Origin of the sequence: Streptomyces sp. NPDC001941, assembly GCF_040296945.1 — a bacterium.
GTDB lineage: Bacteria > Actinomycetota > Actinomycetes > Streptomycetales > Streptomycetaceae > Streptomyces.
Genome location: NZ_JBEOYE010000073.1, coordinates 1 through 19,736 on the forward strand (window position 1 = coordinate 1; position 19,736 = coordinate 19,736).

At 75.2% G+C, this 19,736-nt stretch carries 17 protein-coding genes and 1 tRNA gene; 4 read left to right on the plus strand and 14 right to left on the minus strand.

Features of this window, described 5'->3' with window-relative positions; genetic code table 11:
- The 6 genes from ABT160_RS34550 to ABT160_RS34575 form a co-directional block, all read right to left on the minus strand.
- Positions 1–2,681: AfsR/SARP family transcriptional regulator (locus ABT160_RS34550; protein WP_351651920.1), on the minus strand; the 2,681-nt coding region annotated here is incomplete at its 3' end.
- A 288-nt stretch (positions 2,682–2,969) separates the two neighbouring features.
- Positions 2,970–3,179, minus strand: a complete 210-nt coding sequence (locus ABT160_RS34555; protein ID WP_351651921.1) for a DUF8839 family protein — start codon at positions 3,177–3,179, stop codon at positions 2,970–2,972.
- Between the two features lie 325 nt (positions 3,180–3,504).
- Positions 3,505–3,852 carry a chorismate mutase gene (locus tag ABT160_RS34560; RefSeq protein ID WP_351651922.1) on the minus strand — a complete coding sequence of 116 codons (348 nt, stop codon included), beginning with the start codon at positions 3,850–3,852 and terminating at the stop codon, positions 3,505–3,507.
- 129 nt (positions 3,853–3,981) lie between these two features.
- Positions 3,982–4,302, minus strand: a complete 321-nt coding sequence (locus ABT160_RS34565; protein ID WP_351651923.1) for a hypothetical protein — start codon at positions 4,300–4,302, stop codon at positions 3,982–3,984.
- A 148-nt stretch (positions 4,303–4,450) separates the two neighbouring features.
- Positions 4,451–5,113 carry a response regulator gene (locus ABT160_RS34570; protein WP_351651924.1) on the minus strand — a complete coding sequence of 221 codons (663 nt, stop codon included), beginning with the start codon at positions 5,111–5,113 and terminating at the stop codon, positions 4,451–4,453.
- 27 nt (positions 5,114–5,140) lie between these two features.
- The gene (locus tag ABT160_RS34575; protein ID WP_351651925.1) at positions 5,141–6,388 is read right to left on the minus strand and encodes a sensor histidine kinase; all 1,248 of its coding nucleotides are present in this window, start codon (positions 6,386–6,388) and stop codon (positions 5,141–5,143) included.
- A gap of 217 nt (positions 6,389–6,605) precedes the next feature.
- Between ABT160_RS34575 and ABT160_RS34580 the strand changes: the two genes are divergently transcribed.
- The 3 genes from ABT160_RS34580 (at position 6,606) to ABT160_RS34590 (ending at position 9,359) form a co-directional block, all read left to right on the plus strand.
- Positions 6,606–7,148: a hypothetical protein gene (locus ABT160_RS34580; protein ID WP_502984357.1), complete on the plus strand. Its 543-nt coding sequence runs from the start codon at positions 6,606–6,608 to the stop codon at positions 7,146–7,148.
- Between the two features lie 133 nt (positions 7,149–7,281).
- Positions 7,282–8,775, plus strand: a complete 1,494-nt coding sequence (locus ABT160_RS34585) for an MFS transporter (RefSeq protein WP_351651926.1) — start codon at positions 7,282–7,284, stop codon at positions 8,773–8,775.
- The gene (locus ABT160_RS34590; protein ID WP_351651927.1) at positions 8,772–9,359 is read left to right on the plus strand and encodes a TetR/AcrR family transcriptional regulator; all 588 of its coding nucleotides are present in this window, start codon (positions 8,772–8,774) and stop codon (positions 9,357–9,359) included. The genes ABT160_RS34585 and ABT160_RS34590 overlap by 4 nt, the downstream gene beginning before the upstream one ends.
- A gap of 81 nt (positions 9,360–9,440) precedes the next feature.
- Here ABT160_RS34590 and ABT160_RS34595 read toward each other — a convergent pair whose 3' ends face one another.
- Both ABT160_RS34595 and ABT160_RS34600 read right to left on the minus strand, forming a co-directional pair.
- Positions 9,441–10,340 carry a hypothetical protein gene (locus ABT160_RS34595; RefSeq protein ID WP_351651928.1) on the minus strand — a complete coding sequence of 300 codons (900 nt, stop codon included), beginning with the start codon at positions 10,338–10,340 and terminating at the stop codon, positions 9,441–9,443.
- Positions 10,341–10,488: 148 nt separating this feature from the next.
- Positions 10,489–12,231, minus strand: a complete 1,743-nt coding sequence (locus ABT160_RS34600) for a putative Ig domain-containing protein (RefSeq protein WP_351651929.1) — start codon at positions 12,229–12,231, stop codon at positions 10,489–10,491.
- Between the two features lie 326 nt (positions 12,232–12,557).
- Between ABT160_RS34600 and ABT160_RS34605 the strand changes: the two genes are divergently transcribed.
- Positions 12,558–15,332 (plus strand): LuxR C-terminal-related transcriptional regulator, encoded by a 2,775-nt coding sequence (locus ABT160_RS34605; protein ID WP_351651930.1) that lies wholly within the window; start codon positions 12,558–12,560, stop codon positions 15,330–15,332.
- A gap of 128 nt (positions 15,333–15,460) precedes the next feature.
- Here the strand turns inward: ABT160_RS34605 and ABT160_RS34610 are convergent.
- From ABT160_RS34610 to ABT160_RS34635, 6 genes are all read right to left on the minus strand, one after another.
- Positions 15,461–15,533 (minus strand) — tRNA-Arg (locus ABT160_RS34610).
- Between the two features lie 118 nt (positions 15,534–15,651).
- Positions 15,652–16,416 carry a glucose 1-dehydrogenase gene (locus tag ABT160_RS34615; RefSeq protein WP_351651955.1) on the minus strand — a complete coding sequence of 255 codons (765 nt, stop codon included), beginning with the start codon at positions 16,414–16,416 and terminating at the stop codon, positions 15,652–15,654.
- Between the two features lie 23 nt (positions 16,417–16,439).
- Complete coding sequence (locus ABT160_RS34620; RefSeq protein ID WP_351651931.1) at positions 16,440–17,111, minus strand: TetR/AcrR family transcriptional regulator; 672 nt, start codon at positions 17,109–17,111, stop codon at positions 16,440–16,442.
- Between the two features lie 71 nt (positions 17,112–17,182).
- On the minus strand, positions 17,183–17,533 hold the full coding sequence (locus ABT160_RS34625) for a helix-turn-helix domain-containing protein (protein WP_351651932.1): 351 nt from the start codon (positions 17,531–17,533) through the stop codon (positions 17,183–17,185).
- Positions 17,534–17,785: 252 nt separating this feature from the next.
- Entirely contained in the window at positions 17,786–18,895 is a 1,110-nt protein-coding gene (locus tag ABT160_RS34630; RefSeq protein WP_351651933.1) for a sensor histidine kinase, read from the minus strand.
- A gap of 14 nt (positions 18,896–18,909) precedes the next feature.
- A complete protein-coding gene (locus ABT160_RS34635; RefSeq protein ID WP_351651934.1) occupies positions 18,910–19,593 on the minus strand; it encodes a response regulator transcription factor in 684 nt (227 codons plus the stop codon).
- Between the last annotated feature and the right edge of the window lie 143 nt (positions 19,594–19,736).

Genomic DNA, 19,736 nt, shown 5'->3' on the forward strand with positions numbered 1-19,736 from the left:
GCCTCGCCGCCATGCGCCGCGTGATGCTGCGGCTGACCCGGGGCGAGGCCGCCGTGGCCGTCCAGCAGCCCGAGGCCGTACGCCGCGCAGCGCTCGGCCGCCGCGGCGGCGCCGGTGGACAGCAGCTGCCGGGCGCGCAGTTCGAGGGCGAGCAGCTCCGTGAGGGAGTCGCCGGAGCTGCTCGCCAGCTCGGCCGCGCGGGCCACGTGGGCGATCGACGCCCCGGTGACGCCGCCGCGGTCCATCGCGCGGGCCAGGTTGACCAGGGCGGTCGCCTCGCTCGACGGGTCGCCCGCCCGGGCCGCGAGGACCGGGGCGCGTTCCAGGTGGACCAGGGCCTCGGGCAGCCGGTCCTCTTCGAGGAGCACCCAGCCGAGCAGGGCGCGCAGGCGCGCTTCGGCGTCGAGGTCGCCGACGGCGGTGGCCGCGTCCAGGGCCTGTTCGAGGAGCGGGGCCCAATCGTCGCGCACGTGCCAGGTGATGTAAGGCCACTGGAGGGCGGCCAGCCGCCAGGCACGGTCGTCGTGGCCCGCCGCGCGGGCGGCCTCCACGGCGGCGGCCAGGTTCTCGCGCTCGGCGGCGTACCAGCGCAGCGCGTCGTCACGCCCGGTGAAGTCCCGTGTGACGGCGGGCCATTGGGTGTCGGCCGGGGGCAGGCAGCAGGGCCGGTCGTCGGGTGCGGACGCGCCGGCGGCGGCGAGGGCGGTGACGGTGCAGTGGTCCAGGAAGCGCAGCAGGGCGCCTTCGTCGCGGGGAAGCGCTCGCGCGTACAGCCGGACCAGGTCGTGCAGGGAGTAGCGGCCGGGGGTGTACTCGGTGACCAGGTGGGCGCCGGTGAGGCGGCTCAGGGCGAGCGCCACGGCGTCCGGGGTCCCGCCGGCGAGGGCCGCCGCGGCGTACCGGTCGACGTCGGGCCCGGGCGCGGCGCCGAGCAGGGCGAACAGCCGCGCCGCGTCCTCGGGCAGCCCCTGCACGGTGAGGCGCAGCGCGGCACCCACCCCGCAGCCCTCGCCGTCCTCCAGCGAGAGCAGGGCCAACCGGCCCTGTTCGTCGGCGAGTTCGTCGGCCAGGTCGGCGAGCCGCCAATCGGGCCTGGTGGCGAGCTGGGCGGCGGTGATGCGCAGGGCGAGCGGCAGTCCGTCGCACAGCTCGCCGATCCGCGCGGCGGCGTCCGGCTCCGCCTCGACCCGGCCCCCGCCGACGGCGGAGGCGAGGAGCCGCACCGCGTCGCCGGAGCCGAGCAGGCCGAGGGCGACGGGCCGGGCCAGTTCGTCGACGACCAGGCCGCTCAGCCGGAGCCGTGAGGTGACGAGCGTGGCCGAGCCCTCTCCACAGGGCAGCAGCGGGCGCACCTGGTCGACGCCGCGGGCGTTGTCGAGGACGACCAGCAGGGCGCGGTCCCGGGTGAGTTCGCGGTAGAGGGCGGCGGCGCCGACGGCGGTCTCGGGCAGGGCGCGCGGCCGGACGCCGAGGGCGACGAGGAACTCCCGTACGACGTCGTCGGGTTGGACGGGCTCGTCACCGAAGCCGCGCAGGTCCGCGAAGAGGGTCCCGTCCGGGTAGCGCTCCTGGCGGCGGTGCGCCCAGCGCAGGGCGAGTGCGGTCTTGCCGACGCCTGCGGCGCCGGTGACCAGGGCGAGGCCGGTCTCCGACGCGGCGCGGTCCAGCGCCGCCAGCTCCTCGTCCCGGCCGTGGAAGCCGCGCGCGGCGCGCGGCAGCAGGCGGGACACCGACCGGTGCTCGTCCGGCGCGCGGTCCCGGGGGCCCGTCGGCGGTACGGGAGTGGTGGCGCCGGGGTCCCGGTCCGGGCCCCGCGCTTCCCGTACGGCGTCGCTGGCCGCTCCTCGGGCCGCTTCGCCGGCCGCTCCTCGGGGGCGGGGGTGCGTGTCCTCGGGCGGCCCGTTCCGTACCGCGGTGACGGCCGGGGGGTGGGCGACGGGCAGGTCGCCGCGCAGGATGCCCTCGTAGCAGGCGCGCAGGGCCGGGCCGGGGCAGATGCCGAGCTCGTCGGCGAGCAGGGAGCGGGTGCGGTGGTAGTGGTCGAGGGCCTCGGACTGGCGGCCCGCCCGGTAGAGGGTGGCCATCAGAGCCGCGGTCAGGGACTCGCGCAGCGGGTGGGTCACGGCCTCGGCCCTGAGCAGCGCCTCGGCCTGGGGGAGCTCGCCGAGTCCGGCGTACGCATCGGCGAGCCGCTCGACGGTGGAGAGCCGGGTCTCCTCCAGGGCCTGGGCGGCGGCGCGCAGGGAGGCGCTGGGCGCGGTCCCGGTCAGGGCGGGGCCGCGCCAGACGGCGAGCGCGCGGCGCAGCAGCGCGACGACCCGCTCGGGGCAGGTCTCGTGGCGTCCGCGCCGCACCAGGTCCTCGAAGCGGTGGACGTCGAGGAGTCCGTCGGGCATCTCCAGGACGTAGGCGGAGCCGTGGGTGGCCAGCCGCACCTCGTACCGGTCGACGTCCGCCTGGGAGAAGAGCACGCGCAGCCGGGAGACGTGGCCCTGGACGACGGTGCGGGCGTGGGCGGGCGGCTCCTCCTCCCAGACCGCGTCGATCAGCTGGTCCACGGGGACGGCGGTGTTGCGGCGCAGCAGCAGGGCCGCGAGCACGCTGCGCCGCTTGGCCGGCCCGAGCGGCAGCTCTCCGGCGCCGGTCCCCGCGCCGACACCGCCCAGCAGCCGAAACTCCACGGCTTCTCCCCAGGTCGCACGAGTTCCCGACATCAGACTACGCACGCGGTCACCGGCCCCGCGGACCGAGGTTCCGGCCGCTCCCGGCCCCTCGCCCGCGCCCCCTGGACGGGGTGTCCGCGCCCTGGAGGATGCGGATGCGGGCCGGGGCGTTCCACTCCCGGGGAAAGTGGGGAGGTCCGGCGGACACCGTGTGGCCGGAACGCGTCGCGGCGGGGGATGCCACCGGGGCGGGCCCGCGAGGGACCCGCCCCGGCTTCCCTGGGGGGATCAGGGAGGATCGGAGGGTCAGGCGGCGGCTTCGAGCCCCGGGTCGTCCGCGGTGGGCACGACGACGAGGAAGGCGTCCTGGTCGAGGTCCATCACCACGCGGGCCGGTGTCCCGTGCGCCCGGAGGTCGGCCGCGTAGCGCTCGGCGGGCCAGGACCCGCGCGGGTCGCCTGCGGGGAAGTGCTCCAGGACGGTGGTGGACGACGACACGGTCAACACCTCTCTCATCGGTGCTCGCGGATGTCGCCGTCTGTGGGGCGATCTCGCGGGGCTCATCGAGCTGGCTTCACCTGTGTTGCACGCTTGCCCTGCCACGGAGAGTTCAACCAGGTTTTCCCCCACGTGAGTTGGGTCCGTCGCGGCGGGGTGGCACCAGGGCCCCGCCGGCTCCGGCGCACCGGCCGAGCACGCGGCGCGGGCGGCCGAGGTTGGCCGGAAACGGATCTCACCGCGCGGAGGTCCCGTCCCGGGCCGGGAGCCGGCCGTACAGGAGTGAGCCGTATGGAAGTCAGTCGTACGGAAGTCAGTCGTGCGGGCGTGAGTCGTACGGGAGTCAGCCGTACGCCGCCTCGTCGGCGATGGTCACGTGGTGGCGGATCACCTCGGCGATCACGAAGTTCAGGAGCTTCTCGGCGAACGCGGGGTCCAGTCTCGCGTCCTCGGCGTGCCGGCGCAGCCGCGCGATCTGGTCCGCCTCGCGCACGGGATCGGTGGGCGGCAGGCCGTGGGCGGCCTTGAGGTGGCCGACGCGCTGGGTGCACTTGAAGCGCTCGGCGAGCATGTGCACCACAGCCGCGTCCACGTTGTCGATGCTGGCCCGCAGCCGGGCCAGCTCGGCCCGCGCGGCGGCCGCGTCGGGAGCGGGGGTCGTGTCGATCGGAAGGGTCGCTCGGGTATCCATGCTCATCGAGCGTACGGAACGGGCAAAAGAGCTGTAAATGGCCGAACGATGACGAATTCGGAACGCGTACCGGCCGATGACGCTCAGTGCCGCCCGGCGGCGTACTCGCGGCGCCCCGGCCGCCGCCCGCTACCCCCAGCACTCCCACTCGGGCGCCCCGCACTCCCCCGCGTCCAGCCACTGCGTCGGCACCTGGCCGTAGTCGGCGCCGGACACCGGGCGCACCTGCGGGGCCGGTACCCAGACGCGGTACTCCGCCGGTGCCACCTCGTCCGCCCCGGCGCCCACCCACAGCGTCACGCCGACGTCGTACAGCCACCCGCGCTCCGCCTGCCGGCGTCCGTGCAGCCGCCCCCGCAGCGTCTGCCCGTCCGGGGCGAGGAGGACGACGGGGGGCCGCACCGGCGCCGGGGCGGGTGGTGCGTACGGTGCGGGTGGTGCTGTGGTCATGCGGTCAGGGTAGGGCCCGGTACCCCGCCGAGCGGGCAACGGCGAACGCGGCGCCCCGCGAAGGACCTTGAGGTCACCCGTGGGGGTTGGCCGGGGCGCCCCGGCCACGTCCCGCACCGCGCCCCGGCCCGTACTCGCCCCGTCCCCCTCAGGGTGCCGTCGCGATCAGGCCGGTCTCGTAGGCCACCGCGACCGCCTGGGCGCGGCTGCGCAGGTCCAGCTTGCTCATCATCCGGTTCACGTGCGTCTTGACCGTGGCCGTGCTGATGGTGAGCTTCTCCGCTATCTCCAGGTTGGACAGGCCCTGCCCGATGAGCGTGAGGACGTCCAGCTCCCGGTCGGTCAGCGGGCTGAGCTTGGCCGGGGTCGGCGCGGCGGGCGTACGGCGGTCGAGGTAGGTCTCGATGAGGCGCCGGGTCACGGTCGGGGCGAACAGCATGTCCCCGGCGGCGACGGTGCGGATCGCGGCGAACAGCCGCTCCGGGGGCGTGTCCTTGAGCAGGAACCCGCTGGCCCCGGCGCGCAGCGCCGCGTACACGTGGTCGTCGAGGTCGTAGGAGGTGAGCATCAGGACGCGCGGCTGCGGTGGTTCGGCCGTGGCCAGGATGCGTTCGGTGGCGGCCACCCCGTCCATGCCGGGGAGCCTGATGTCCATCAGGATCACGTCCGGCCGCCGCTGCGCGGCCAGTTCCACGGCCTGTTCCCCGCTCTCGGCCTCGCCGCACACGTCGAGGTCCTGGGTGGCGCGGATCAGTGCCGACAGGCCGCTGCGGATGAGGACCTGGTCGTCGACGATGAGCACACTCGGCATCCCCCGTGTTCCCCCTGCGTCTTCCACTCAGTGTGTGTCGTCCGGCGGCGGTGTCACCGGTGCGCCGGCGTCCCGTACCGGGTCGGCCTGGGTGGGAAGGGTGAACTCCACCTGGTATCCGACCGGCGGCCGGGGGCCCGCGCGGAAACTGCCGCCGTACAGCTTGACTCGTTCGTTCATGCCGATCAACCCGTGTCCGGATCCGGTCGTCCGGTGGGTGTCGCCGAGCTGTGGTTCCCGTGCCGTGCCGCCGCCGTCGTCGGTGACGGTGACGGTGAGCCCCTGGCCGGCGTAGGCGAGCGCGATCCAGACCCGGGGCCGGGCTCCGGCGTGCTTGAGCGTGTTGGTCAGCGCCTCCTGGATGATGCGGTAGGCGCACAGGTCCGGTCCTGCGGCCAGTTCGCGGGGCGTCCCGGTCACCCGGGTCTCGACGCTGAGACCGGACCGGGTCATGCGGTCGACCAGCTGGCCCAGGTGCACCAGGCTCGCCACCGCATCGATAGACGGCTCGTCCGTCACATCGGTTCCATCCGCGGTGATGCGCAGCACCCGCAGTACGCCGCGCAGGTCCTCCAGGGTCCTGCGGACGGTGTCCTCGATGACGCCGAGGGCGTTGCGCGCGCTGGGCGGGTCGGAGTCGAAGAGGTAGCGGGCCAGGCCGCTCTGGACGGAGACCACCGAGAGGTGGTTGGCGGTGACGTCGTGCAGTTCGCGGGCGATGCGCAGCCGCTCCTCGGTGACCGCCTGCCGGGCGAGAGCTCCTTCGTGCTCCTTCAACTGCTCGGTGAGAAGGTCCAGTTCACGGTTGCGTTCGGCGAGGCGGCGCAGTGTGAGGCCGAACCCCCAGGCGAGCCCGATGATCACCAGGGTCTGTGCGGCGCAGGCGGGCAGGCTCATCGCGCGGGTGGTCGCCGCGTGGTAGAACTCGGCGGCGCCCGTGACGGCCGCGGCGAGCGCCGTCTCCCGGTGCGGGCGCAGCGAGGCGATGGTGAGGAAGGCGAGCAGCGGGGGCCACATGTTGGAGGACGGCTGGTAACCGGCCTGTACGTAGACGGCCAGCCCGGCGCAGCTGGTGAGCAGGACGGGCCAGGGAGCGAGCCGGCGCAGCGCGAGTGGCAGCGTGACCAGGCACGTCAGCAGCACCCCGGGACCGTCGAACCGCCGCCAGCCCTCGGGGTGGTACTGCACCAGGAACCAGAGCATGACGATCAGCAGGGCCAGTGCGATGCCGGCGTCGACCAGCAAGCGCTTGTGTGGTGTCGGGCCGCCTCGCATGATCGCAGGGTAGTACCGGTACGCCTCGTACCGTGTCGACCGTGGGGTTGACCCGAATGTACAACCGGGGGTTGATGCGCCCGGGCCGCTACCGCCTCCGACGCGCCCGCACCTCCACCCGGTACGCGACGCGAAGTCCCCTTCCCCGCGCGTAGGTTCACGGCGTCACCCAGCAACGCACAGGGCCCGCGAGGGCCTCGGAGGAAAGGGAAGCACCGTGAAGCACTCGTCTTTCGCCGCGGTCGGCGCGCTCCTGCTCACGGCCGGCCTGGCCGCCGCGCCCGCCTCGGCGGTGGCCCAGGAGGTCCGGGCGCCGGTCCGGACGGCCGCCGCACCGCGGGCCGCCGCGGCCGTCGCCAAGCTCAGCCACGCCCAGGCCGCCGCGCGCTTCCGTGCGGCGGGCGTCAAGTGGACCTCCAGCGGCGGCTGTTCGAACCGGAACAACAAGCGCTGCACCTCCTTCGACAGGCTCAACCTCGCCACCGCGAAGGGCGCGGTGGCCCTGAAGAAGGCATCGCGCTGCGCCCTGACCGTCACCGGCGGTACGGAGACCGGGCACGCGGGCGGCACGTACAGCCACTGGAACGGCTACAAGCTGGACTTCAGCCCGACGGCCTGCCTGAGCAACCACATCACCCGCACGTACAAGCGGATCGCCAACCGGGGCGACGGGGCCCGGCAGTACCGCGCGCCCTCGGGCAACATCTACGCGCGCGAGGCCAGCCACTGGGACGTGACGTTCCGCAACTGCGGCTGCTGACCCCGGCCCGTCCCCCGCGCCCCCGGCGCGCCCCGGAGGCTCCCGCGGCACCGGGCACGGCATAGGTGAATTTCCGTTCACCCGGTAGGGTGAATAGCCATTCACCTCGAAATTGCCTGCCGCTGGAGCGTCCGTGGACCGTCCCGTACCGATATCCGACCCGCCCGGCCCACGCGACACCGCCCCGCCCCTGCGGGAGCGCCTGACCATTCCGGCCCTGGCCTGGGCCGGAATCCTGATGGCGGTCATGCAGACCGTCGTCGTACCGCTCCTGCCCGACCTGCCCCGGCTGACCGGCTCCTCAGCCGGGGCGGTGTCGTGGATGGTCACGGCGACGCTGCTGGCGGGCGCGGTGCTGACCCCCGTACTCGGGCGCGCCGGTGACATGTACGGCAAGCGGCGCGTCCTGACGGGCGCGCTCGGGCTGATGACCCTGGGGTCGGTGATGTGCGCGCTGTCCTCGGACATCACCGTGCTGATCACCGCGCGCGCCCTGCAGGGCGCGGCGGCGGCCGTGGTGCCGCTGTCGATCAGCATCCTGCGCGACGAGCTGCCGCCGGAGCGCCGGGGCTCCGCGGTGGCGCTGATGAGCTCCACCGTCGGCATCGGTGCGGCGCTGGGGCTGCCGCTGGCGGCGCTGGTGGTGCAGTACGCGGACTGGCACGTGATGTTCTGGCTGACCAGTGCCCTCGGCGCGCTCGGGGTGGCCGGGGTGTGGTGGGCGGTGCGCGAGTCGCCGGTGCGCAGGCCGGGGCGGTTCGACGTGCTGGGCGCGCTGGGGCTCGCCGTCGGCCTGGTGTGCCTGCTGCTCGCGGTGTCGCAGGGCGGGCAGTGGGGCTGGGGCAGCGCTTCCGTACTGGGCCTGTTCGCGGGCGCCGTGGTGGTGCTCGCGCTGTGGTGCGTCCAGCAGCTGCGGGCCGCCGAGCCGCTGGTCGACCTACGGCTGATGGCACACCCCCGGGTCGGCCTGCCGCACGTCGCGGCGCTGCTCACCGGCTTCGCCTTCTACGCGAACTCGCTGGTCACCGCGCAACTCATCCAGGCACCCAAGGCCACCGGTTACGGCCTGGAGCTGTCCATCGTGGCGACCGGCCTGTGCCTGCTGCCGGGCGGTGTCACCATGCTGGTCTTCTCGCCCGTGTCCGCCCGCATCTCGGCGGCCCGCGGCCCGCGCGTCACCCTCGCGCTCGGCGCCACCGTCATCGCCTGCGGCTACGCGGTGCGCATCGCCGACAGCCGCGACCTCTGGATGATCATCCTGGGTGCCACGGTCGTCGCGACCGGCACCACGCTCGCGTACTCGGCCCTGCCCACCCTCATCCTGCGCGCGGTCCCGGCCGACCAGACCGCGTCCGCGAACGGGGTCAACGTCCTGATGCGCACCATCGGCCAGGCCACCTCCAGCGCCGCCGTCGCCGCCGTCCTGGTGCACCACACCGCGCCCGTCGACGGCGTCCCCGTCTCCACGCTGCACGGCTACCTGCTGGCGTTCGGCATGGCCGGCGCCATCGCCCTGGTCGCCTGCGGCGCGGCCCTGGTGATCCCCCGCGACCAGGGGCCCGAGACCCCGTTCGCCGCGCGGGTGCGCGCCCGGCGCACGCGCGACGCCGCCCACGAGGGAACATGAAGGGCGTGAGCACTCCACCCCCCGCGTCCACGCCCGTCCCCCGCAGGGACGCCGAGACCACCAAGTCGGCGATCCTGCGGGCCGCCCGCTACCTCCTGGCCCGTCACGCGCACACCGACATCACCCTCAAGGACGTCGCCGAGCGCGCCGGGGTGAGCCCGCCGCTGATCCTCAAGTACTTCGGCAACAAGAACACGCTGTTCGCGGGGGTGATGTCGTTCGACGACGACGCCCAGGCCCTGTTCGACGCCCCGCTGGACCGGCTGGGCGCGCACATGGTGCGGCACATCCTGTCCAGCCAGGGCGAGCGGGGCGTGGACCCGCTGCTGCGGATCGCCTTCGCGCCGCTGCACGGCGAGACCGGCGAGGTGCTGCGGGTCAACTTCCGTGCCCAGGTGGTGGACCGGCTGGCCGGACGACTGACCGGCCCGGACACCGCGCTGCGCGCCGAACTGGCCGTCGGGACACTGGTGGGGCTCGGCGTGATGTACGGGATCGCGCGCGGGCCCCGGGTGCGGACGGCGGAGGTCGAGGACGTGGTGACCCGGTACGCGCCCGTGGTGCAGGCCCACCTCACGCCGTGACCGGGGGCGGGCGGGCCACTCCCGGTCAGGTGATCGGGCGGTCGGGCGCTCCGTAGCGCGTGCGGCCGGTTTCACGTACGGTCAGCGCGGCTCACGTCCCTGGCCCGTGATGCCGTCGCCGGAGTGGGCGTCCAGCAGGGCGCGCGTACCGAGGGGCCGCCGGAGCTTCACGGTCACCGGGCTCTGGTTGAGCACCGCCGCGCAGTCGACGCTGTCGTCCACCGGCGCCTCCTTGACCGTGCCGGTCAGGACCACGCTCTCGTCCGTCTCCAGAACGGCGACGGCGGCTCCCAGGTCACAGGCCCCGTGCACGGCCGTCACGGTCACCGACAGGCCGTCGGCGGACACCGCGCGCACGGAGTGGACGGGCTCGGACGCGCTGGTGTCGTTGCCGAGGGAGGCGATCGGGGGCTCCGGCAGCGTGGTGGGCCGCACGGCGGCGTACCGCAGCGGGGTGGCGTACCCCTTGAGCGTGAACTCCCAGGAGGGGACGGTCACTTCACCCCGGCTGCTGTGCAGGTCCATCGTTCCCGCAGCGACCTTGGTGACGGTCAGCCCGCTCTCCTTCCCGCCTCCCCCTCCCCCGCCCCGGGCCGCGGTCAGCCGTTCGTACGCCTCCCGCGCGGTCGTCGTCGCCACCACCGCCGTCGACCCGTCCGCCCAGCGCACCGTCCCCGCGGGCCGCGCGGTGGGCAGCGCGCCGCCCACCGCGAGGTCGTAACGGCCCTCCAGGTGGGCGGACTTGTCGGCCCCGTCGTGGAAGGCGTCGTCGGGAAGCCGCTCCAGGGCGCCGGTCGGGAAGAAGCCCTCGCGCCAGGCCTTCAGGGCGGGCGACCCGTGCCAGGCGTCGGCCACCGCGCGGGCCCGGGCGGTGGTGCGGGCTGCGTTGTCGGCCGGCGGCCCGGGGGCGGGGTCGGCGCAGGCGGTGGCGAGGGTGAGCAGCAGGACGCCGAGTGCTCCTGCGGGGCGGGACACGCTCATGTCTTCTCCTGTACGCCGACGGGACCGGGTCCGGGTTCACGCCAGGGACGCGGGCCGTCGCGGTCGGGTTCCCTCCGGTTGCGCCAGGGATCGGCACGGGTTCGCGCCGGCCCCGCCGGTCGGCGCGAACCCACCCGCGGGCAGTGCCTCAGCTGTAGACGAACCAGCTCACCGCGACCGTGGCGGACTTGCCCGCCCCGTCGGTGACCGTGATCCGGCTGTTGCTGATCCCCCACGCCCGGGGAGTACCCGACACCATGCCGCTCGCCTTGTCGACGGAGAGTCCGGCGGGCAGGCCGGTCGCGGTGAAGGTGCGCGGCGCGGTGCCGCCGGTGGCCTGGAGGGCCAGGCTGACCGGGCGGCCGACGTAGACGGTCTGGCTGCCGGGGTCCTTCAGCGACAGGGTGCCGCCGCCGGTGTCGCCGACGGTCCAGGTGAAGCTGGTGGAGCCGGACTTGCCCGCGCTGTCGGTCGCGGTGACCGTCACCTTGGCGGTGGCGGCGCGGGTGGTGGTGCCGCTGACGGTCCCGGTGGCCTTGTCGATGGCGAGGCCGTCGGGCAGGCCGGTGGCGCTCCAGGCGTACGGGGCGGTGCCGCCCTGGGCGCTGTTGTCCAGGCGGACGGCCTGGCCCACGGTGCTGCGCTGGTCGGCGACGGCGGAGACGGTGACCGCGCCCGGCTGCGGGTTCTCGGTGACCAGGCTCAGGCCCCACTTCTGCAGGGCCTCGTTCACGGGCTGGAAGATGGTGAACGTCTCGCCGCTGCTGCCGCAGGTGTTGGAGCCGCCGCCGGAGTGCAGGCCGACGGCCTTGCCGCCGCTGGCGGTGACGTACGCGCCGCCCGAGTCGCCGCCGGAGGAGCAGGCGTCGGTGTAGGAGAGGCCGTCGATGACGACGTTGCCGTAGTCCACGGACTGGTTGACCTTGGTGACCGCGCCGCAGTGCCAGCCGCTGGTCTGTCCCGAGCGGCACACGGAGGTGCCGACGACGGTGTCGGAGGAACCGGTGAGGGTGACGTCGCCGCTTCCGTAGCCGTTGACGCGGGGCGCCAGGTTCCAGCCCGTCTGGTCCACGTCGACCAGGCCGAAGTCGCCCTCGCGGGCGTTGATGCTGTGCGTGCCGCCGGAGTTGGAGGTGCCGACGCGGGTGCCGTCCTTGCCGTAGGCGGGCTGGTTGGCGTCGTTGGTGCAGTGCCCGGCGGTGACGAAGCCCTTGGCGCCGCCGGAGGCCGTGACCGGGAAGCCGATCGAGCAGGGGCTCTCGGTGCCCGGCACCCACTTGTCGCCGCCGACCACGTCGCCCTGCTGCTGCGCGACGGACTGGCCGGTCTCCACGAGCCGTACTCGGTCGCCGAGTTGGCGCATGCGCTCGCGGAACGCGGCGGTGGCGCCGTGCACCCGCACCTCGACCCGGCCGGTCGTCGCGTCGACGCCCCAGCCGGTGACCCCGGGGACGCCGTGGGCCTGCTCGGCGACGGCGCGGGAGACGGCGGAGAGCTCGGCGGGGCCGTAGGGGACGCGGTGGGCGACGGCTCCGGCGGCGCGGATGCCGGCGGCGTCGGCGTCGGTCGCCGCGGAGGCGTGCAGCCGGCCGTCGGCGGCGTCGAACCAGAGGCCGGTGGCGCGGTCGCCGACACCGGCCCGGACCCGGGCGGCGGTGCGCAGGGCGGCGGCCTCGTCGGCGAGCCGCTCGCGGGCCTGGCCGGTGGTGAGCCCGAAGTCCTTCGCCATCGCGGAGACCAGGGGCGCGGGCGGGGCCGGTTCGGCGGTGGCGTGGGCGGGCAGGGCGGCGGCGCCACCGAGCAGCAGCGCGGCGCCGAGGGCGGCGGTGAGGGCGCGCGGGGGTATGCGGCGCCGGGCGGTGGGGTGGTGCAGGTGACGTTGCGCGGTCACGGGTCACACCTTTCAGGGGGTTCGCGTGGGGAGCGGACCGTACGGAGGCGGAGGACTGCGGGTTCCGCCGGGGAGGTCCGTACGGCAGGTGCCACAGCGTGCGGCGGACGCGCGGGGCCGGGCATCGGGGAAATCCCTCGTCGCGGCGGCGAGGGCCGGTCGCGCGGGCGGCGGCCCCGGCCCCCGTCGGCCGTACCAGGGGTACGGGCAGCTCAGGAGCATCGGCCGGGGCCAGGGAAAACCCTCGTCCCTCCGGTCACGGCGCAAGGGTCGCTCTCCGAACAGGGGGGTTGATCAGCGCCCGCGGCGCGCCTAGCGTGCGCGGCGTGACGCTGGAGCAACTGGAGCCCGCCGCGCCGTGGCCCGGGACGCGGGAACGGGTGGAGCGCGCCGGGCGGCTGCTGCGCGCGCACGGCCGGCTCGTGGTGCACGGCCCCTGGGGCAGCGGGCGCGGCACGCTCCTCGACGCGCTCGCCCTCGACCGCCATCCGGGGGTCCGGCTGCTGCGGGTGGCCCCGATCCCGGGTGACCGCGCGCTGGCGTACAGCGCGGTGACCCAACTCCTCGCCGGCCTTCCCGCCGGTGCGCCCGACGCCCTGCCCGCCGGTCAACTCGGCGCCGTACAGATGTTGTTGCGGTCCGCCGAGCCGTACGGCCCGCCGGCCGACCCCGATCCCGTGGCCGTGCGGCTCGCGCTCGCCGCGCTGCTGGGCGCCGCTCGGACGCTGCTGGTCGTGGACGACGCGCAGTGGGTGGACGAGGCGAGCGCCGACGCGTTCGCGCACGCGCTGCGCGCCGTGCCCGCCGAGGCGCTGTCGGTGGCGGTCGCGGAGCGCTCGGTGCTGGACACCCCGGCGGCGCGCCGGTTGTGCGGCGACCATCCGGCGCGGCTGCCGCTGGGTCCGCTCACGGTCGAGGAGGTCGCCGACCTGCTGGCCCGGCACGGGCTCTCCTCCCGCTGGGCCGCGCACACGCACCGCCACTGCGGCGGCCACCCGCTGCTCGTACGGGCCTGCGCCGAGGCGGTCGTCCAGCACCAGCCGCGCAGCTGGAAGGCGCTGCCGCCGCCCGGCCGGGTGCAGGACCTGGCGGCGCTGTGGCTGGGCACGCTGCCCTCCGACGCGCGACACACCCTGATGGCCCTGGCGCTGGCCCAGGACACCGCGGGTCCCGGTCCCGCGGACGCGGCGGCGCTGCTGCGGCGGGCCGGGCGCGACGACGCCGACGAGCACCTGGCGGCGGCGGCGCGGGCCGGTCTGGTACGCCAAGGGGCCCGGGACAGGGTCGAGTTCATCGGTGAGGCGGTGCGGGAGGCGGCGCTGCGCGCGGGCACCCGGGCCGGGCGCCGCTCGGTGCACCGGGCGCTGGCGGCGGCGACCGAGGACCCGGTGCACGCGGTGCGGCACCGGCTGCTCGCCGCCGAGGGGCCCGACGGCGAACTGGCGCGCCAGGCCGACCGGTCTGCGGCCTGGGCGCGGTCGGGCGGGGAGCGGGCGCTGGCGGCCGAGCTGATGCTGCTCGCGGCCCGGCACACCCCGGTGGACCGCCGCGAGGACCGCATCGCGCGGCTGGCGGACGCGGCGCTGGACGCGGCGGCGGCCGGGTGCCACGAGGACGCGCTGCGGGCCGCGGACGCGCTGGCGGCGGCCCGGGCGGGCGGCGCCGAGCAGGTGGCGGCGCTGCTCTCGGTGGTCGACGCGGGCGGTCAGGCGATGGAGGAGATGGACGAAGTCCTCGCCCGAGCACGGGACTTGGCCGCTGGGCGGCCGGACCTGCTGGCGGCGGTGGAACTGCGCGCGGCGGTCCGGCACAACATAGGGGGACGCCCCCGCCAGGCGGTCCTCGCCGCCGAACGGGCCGTACAGCACGCCGAGTCGGGCGGTGACGCGGCCCTGGAGACGGCGGCGCTGACGATGCGGGCCCGGATGGAGCGGGTCACCGGCCTCCCGGGCGCCGCCGAGACCCTGTCCAGGGCCCTGGCACGGGGCGGGCCCGGCGACGGTCTCGCCATCCGCAACAGCCCGCAGTACCTGGCCGTGCGGCACGCGGTGTTCGACGACCGGCTGGCCGGGGCCCGGGCCGACCTGATGGAGCTGCTGCCGGTCGCGGAGCGCACCGGGGACGCCGAGGACCTGATGGAGGTGCTGCGCAGCCTGGCGGAGGTCGACGCGCGGGCGGGGGCGGCGGCGCGGGCGCTGCTGTGGAGCGAGCGGGCCGTGGAGGTGTGCACCCGGGCGGGTCTTTCGCCCGGGCCCGTCTGGTACACGGCGGCGCTGGCGGAGACGGCGGGCGGGAGCTTCCGCCGGGCGGCCGAGCACGCGCTGCTCGGCGTGCGGGCGTCGCGGGAGGAGCACGACCTGGTGTTCACCTCGCGCGGCCTGCTGGCCCTGGGGACGGTGTGCCTGGCCACGGGCGAGGCGGCCCGTGCGGTGGAGGCGCTGTCGGAGGTGGCGGCGCTGGAGGGCGGGCAGGAGGTCGGCGACCCGACGATGCTGCGCTGGCAGCCGGAGCTGGCGGAGGCGCTGGTGGCGGTGGGCCGGGTCGAGGAGGCGGGCGGGCTGCTCGACGCCCTGGGCGGGGCGGTGGGTGCCCGGGCGCTGGCGACCGGACTGGGCGCGTCGTTGCGGCGCTCCCGGGCGCTGCACCGTGCGGCGCTCGGCGACCCGGACGAGGCGGCACGCCAACTCGGCCTGGCCACGGACCACTTCACCGACCTCGGGCTGCCCCTGGAGGAGGGCCGCACCCGGCTGGCCGCGGGCCGGGTGGAGCGCGGGCGCCGCCGGTACGCCGCGGCCCGCACCGCCTGGCAGCGGGCGGCCGAGGTGTTCGACGCGGCGGGCGCGTACCCCTGGAAGGCCCTGGCCACGGATCTGCTGACCCGCCTGGACGCCTCGGCGGTCCGCGCGGGCGCGCCCCTGGAGCTGACCGACTCCGAGCGCAACCTGGCGGAGCTGGTGGCGGCGGGCGCGACGAACCAGGAGGCGGCGCAGACGCTGTTCGTCTCGGTGAAGACGGTCGAGGCGACCCTGAGCCGCGTCTACCGCAAGCTCTCCATCCGCTCCCGCACCCAACTGCCACTGGCACTGGGCCGGGGGTCGTAACCCCGCACGGGCCCGCGCGGGCCGCACAAGGCCCCGCCGTCAGCCGGGGCGCGCCACCGGGCCGGAGCCACTGCCGTCACGGCAAGACCAGAGGGCCCGGGACGATGTCCCGGGCCCTCTGTCTGTTGTGCACTCGGCAGGATTCGAACCTGCAACCTTCTGATCCGTAGTCAGATGCTCTATCCGTTAAGCTACGAGTGCTTGTGCTCCCCGGCTCCCGGCCGGTCGGCGTCGCAGGAAGAACATTACACGTGACCTGCGCGGATACGAAATTCATTCTTTTCCGTCCCCGCACAGGTCCCCGCTCGCGGGCGCGCGCTCACTGCCCCATGACGTACTTCACGGTCGGCCCGGTGGTCCAGCCCCCGTCGACCGCCAGCTCCGCGCCCGTCACGTAGGACGAGGCGTCGGAGAGCAGGAAGGTGACGGCGGCGGCGATCTCGTGGGCCTCGCCCACGCGCCCCATCGGGGTGTTGGGGTAGTTGCCCTCGCCCCGCTCGATGCCGACCACGGCCGTCATCGGGGTGTACGTCATGCCCGGGTGCACCGAGTTCACCCGGATCCGGGCGGTGCCCAGCTCCACCGCGCCGATCTTGGTCAGCCCCCGCACGCCCCACTTCGAGGCGCCGTACCCGGCGGTCAGGGCGAGGCCCATCAGGCCGGCGGCGGAGGAGATGTTGACGATGGAGCCGCCGCCGGCCTCCCTCATCAGCGGGACGACGGTCTTCATGCCGATGAAGACGCCGGTCAGATTGATGTCGACGACCTTGCGGAAGTGCTCGACGGACTCGGCGTCCAGCAGGCTGCCGGTGGATATCCCCGCGTTGTTGACGAGTCCGTGCACGGCGCCGAACTCGGCGACGGCGAAGTCGGCCACCCGCGCCCAGTCCTCCTCGGAGGTGACGTCGTGGTGCAGGAAGCGGGCGCGGTCGCCGAGCGCGGCGGCGGTCGCGGCGCCGTCCTCGTCGAGGACGTCGGTGACGACGACGCGTGCGCCCGCCTCGACGGCGAAGCGGGCGGCTTCGGCGCCGAGGCCGCGGGCGCCGCCGGTGACGATGACGGTCCTGCCGGTGAGGTCGTGCAGGCGGGCGGGGTCGATCTGCTCGGTCATGAGGACTCCTGGGTGGGGCGCGGGTCGGTGGGGGCGCCGGGGCCGTGGGGCAGCGGCGGGAGGGGTGCGGTGAGCAGCGCGGCCGTGGTCGCCACCAGGTCGGCGACGAAGAAGCCCTCGCCGGTCAGGGGCGGTGCGCCGACGAGCCGGCGGCTCGCGCGGTCGGCCAGGGCGGCGCCGATCAGCGTCAGCGCCAGGTCGAGCCGTTCGAGGCGGACGGGTTCGGGGAGGGTGCCGAGGCAGCCCTCGACCCGGCCGATCAGCTCCCAGTAGACGGTGCCGTCGAGGGTGGGGTGGGGGGTGCGGGTGCGCACCCCGCTCTCGTGGCTGAGCTGGGCCGAGATCCGCAGGCAGCGGCGTCCGCGCTCGGTCTCGAGCTCGGTCGCCTCGGCGGCGACGAGGGCGCCCAGGAGGCCGCGCAGGTCGCGGTCGGCGCCGTCGAGGAGCCGGGCGAGGACCTTCTCCGTACGGGCCTGGCGCGCCGCCATCACGGCGTCGAGGAGCCCTTCGCGGGAGCCGAAGTGGTACTGGACGGCGGACGGGTTCGCCTGTCCGGCCAGTTTCACGATGTCGCGGAGCTGGGCGCCGTGGACGCCTTGCGCGGCGAAGACCTCTTCGGCCGCGCGGACCAGCTTGTCCCGGGTCTCGGGCCCGGATGTTCTGCCCATGCGTCCCAAACTAATGCCGAGCATTAGTAAAAGCCAGTGCATGAGGCACGTGACTTTGCGACACGGTGCGATCACTCCCCGTTCGCGACGGCTGCCGCCAGCTCCCCCTCCCGCAGCACCGCGATGACGGCGGCCTCGCCCCGGGAGCCGATGCGGAGCTTCCCGAAGATGTTCGCGACGTGCTTCTTCGCCGTGCGCTCCGCGATGTGCATCCGGCCGGCGATGTCGGCGTTCGTCATGAACTCGCCGAGGCCGACCAGGACTTCGCGCTCGCGCGGGCTCAGCCGCGTCAGATCGGCGTCGCGCACCCAGGGGAAGGCGTCCAGGCGGCCACAGCAGTCGTTCCGGCCGTGCGGGGCGTCCGGGTCGCAGCGTGCGGCTCCGTCGCGCGGGGCGGTCCGGTTCTCGAAGGACAGGTTCAACGCGTTCCCCCAGATCGGGTCACGTTCCGGCGGCGGGTCGGGCACGCCGGAAGGCGTCGCCCGGCGACCCCGGGCGCGGATGCCCCGGGCGTCCGGGTGGTGGAGCCGGGGCGGGACGCGGTGAAGGTATCGAGCGCGATCATCCACATCAATGGGCGTATGGGAGGTGAAGCCCGAATGAAGTATTTGGTCCGTTTTATCCAGACGGACGGCGGGTGGCGCCCCCGCCGGACGGCGGGGGCGCGGCGCCGCTCAGTGACGCGTCGGGCCGTACGGGAGGACCGCACGGACCGCGAAGCCGCCGTCGCCCGTGGGCGCCGCGCTCAGCGAACCGCCCACCAGGGCAGCGCGCTCGCGCAGCCCCGTCAGGCCGTGCCCTCGGGCGCCCACCGGGCTCCCGCCCCGCGGCGGCGCGCAGTTGACCACCTCGACCCGCAGCAGGCCCGTGCGGTCGTCGCCGCGAACCTTCACGGTGATCGCGCTGCCCGGAGCGTGCTTGGCCGCGTTCGTCAGCGCCTCCTGGACGATCCGGTACGCGGCGTACTGCGTCGCCGGGTCGGGCGCGGCGGCCGGGAAGCACTGGTCCGCCCGCACCGGAAGCCCGCTGGCCGCGATCAGCGCGGGCAGGTCGGCCAGCCCGGGCGGTCGCTCGGGCGCACCGGCGCCGCGCAGCACCCCGAGCAGGTCGCGCAGCTCGTCCATGGTCCTGCGCCCCAGCTCCCCCACCCGCTCGGCGCTCCGCCGGGCCTCGGGGTCCTTGGTGGTGACCGCGAGCACCCCGGCCTCCACTGCCATCAGGCTCACCTGGTGGGAGATCCCGTCGTGCATGTCGCGGGCCAGGCGGGCGCGTTCGAGGACGACGGCCCGCTCGGCGGCGGCGCGGCGCTCCTGGGCCCGGCTCGCGTCCAGTTCGGCGATCCTCGCGGCGAGTTCGCGGCGCATCCCGACCAGCCGCCCGAGCATCACGGGGCCGGCGCTGAACAGGGCCGCGCCGAGGACGAGGCCCACCCACTCGCTCAGGTCGTTCCCCCGCCCCTGGACCTCGGCCCACGACGCGGGCACGACACCGGCCAGGAAGGTCACCGCCGCGCAGCCGTAGACCACGAGCAGATTCCCGTTGCGCCCGGCGAGGTTGTACAGGGCCAGCATCGGCGCGAGCCAGAGGTATCCGTGGGCGGCGGCGGGGACGGTGGCCAGCGCGGCGGCGACGGGCCACCGCCTGCGCGGCCCGAGGGCGGCCACGGCCAGGGCGTAGCAGGCCGCTTCCAGCGGCCGGGCCTGCTGGCGCACCGCGAGGAACTCGGCTGCGGACAGGAACACGAGCCCCGCGTCGCACAGCCAGCGGGGCGCCCGCCACCTCACGCCAGCCCGCCACCTCACGCCGGCCCGCCGCGGCCCCCGTCCGGCCGCGGGTCGGCGGCGCGGTGGGCCAGGATCGCGGCCTGGACGCGGTTGGCCGCGCCGAGCTTGCCGAGGATGGCGCTGACGTGGTCCTTGACCGTGGACCGGCTGAGGAAGAGCCGTTCGCCGATCTCGGCGTTGGTCATGCCGGTCGGCAGCAGTTCGAAGACGGCGCGCTCGCGGGCGCTGAGGGGTTCTCCGGGGGGCCGTTCGCCGGGCGGCCGTTCGGGGACGGGCCGCGCGGCGGGCGCGTCGCCTGCCCGTGCGGCGAGGGCGACGGAGCGGGCGACGCGGGTCGAGAGCGCGCTGCCCCCGGCGGCCAGCAGGCGGACGCCGGGTATCAGTTCGCGCGGGGCGGCGTCCTTGAGGAAGAAGCCGCGCGCGCCCGCGGACAGGGCCCGGGTGACCTCTTCGTCCGTACCGAACCCGGTGAGCATGGCGACGGCGGGCGCGGGTTCCAGCGCCAGCAGCGCGCGGAGCACGGCCAGGCCGTCGACGTCCGGCATGCAGATGTCGACGAGCGCGACGTCGGGCCGCCGGCTCAGGGCTTCGCCGACGGCCTCGGCCCCGTCGCACTCCACGACCACGCGGATGCCGGGGGCGCTGTCGAGGATGCGCCGCAGGCCGAACCTCAGCAGTTTGTCGTCGTCGACGATCATGACGGTGATGGGAGGCACAGGCCAGCCCTGCCTCTCGGGCGTCGGCGGTGGGTCCGTGAACCCTAGCGGACGCGCATATCAGGGGTGTATCAGCCCATGCGATGCGAATTCGGGCAGTAGTGGGCGGGGTGCGGGGTGCGACG

Coding starts and splice junctions, on each gene's coding strand:
- ABT160_RS34555 (WP_351651921.1), bottom strand. CDS start 3,179: ATGAGAGAGGTGTTGACCGTGTCGTCGTCCACCACCGTCCTGGAGCAC.
- ABT160_RS34560 (WP_351651922.1), bottom strand. CDS start 3,852: ATGGATACCCGAGCGACCCTTCCGATCGACACGACCCCCGCTCCCGAC.
- ABT160_RS34565 (WP_351651923.1), bottom strand. CDS start 4,302: ATGACCACAGCACCACCCGCACCGTACGCACCACCCGCCCCGGCGCCG.
- ABT160_RS34570 (WP_351651924.1), bottom strand. CDS start 5,113: ATGCCGAGTGTGCTCATCGTCGACGACCAGGTCCTCATCCGCAGCGGC.
- ABT160_RS34575 (WP_351651925.1), bottom strand. CDS start 6,388: ATGCGAGGCGGCCCGACACCACACAAGCGCTTGCTGGTCGACGCCGGC.
- ABT160_RS34590 (WP_351651927.1), top strand. CDS start 8,772: ATGAAGGGCGTGAGCACTCCACCCCCCGCGTCCACGCCCGTCCCCCGC.
- ABT160_RS34595 (WP_351651928.1), bottom strand. CDS start 10,340: ATGAGCGTGTCCCGCCCCGCAGGAGCACTCGGCGTCCTGCTGCTCACC.
- ABT160_RS34620 (WP_351651931.1), bottom strand. CDS start 17,111: ATGGGCAGAACATCCGGGCCCGAGACCCGGGACAAGCTGGTCCGCGCG.
- ABT160_RS34635 (WP_351651934.1), bottom strand. CDS start 19,593: ATGATCGTCGACGACGACAAACTGCTGAGGTTCGGCCTGCGGCGCATC.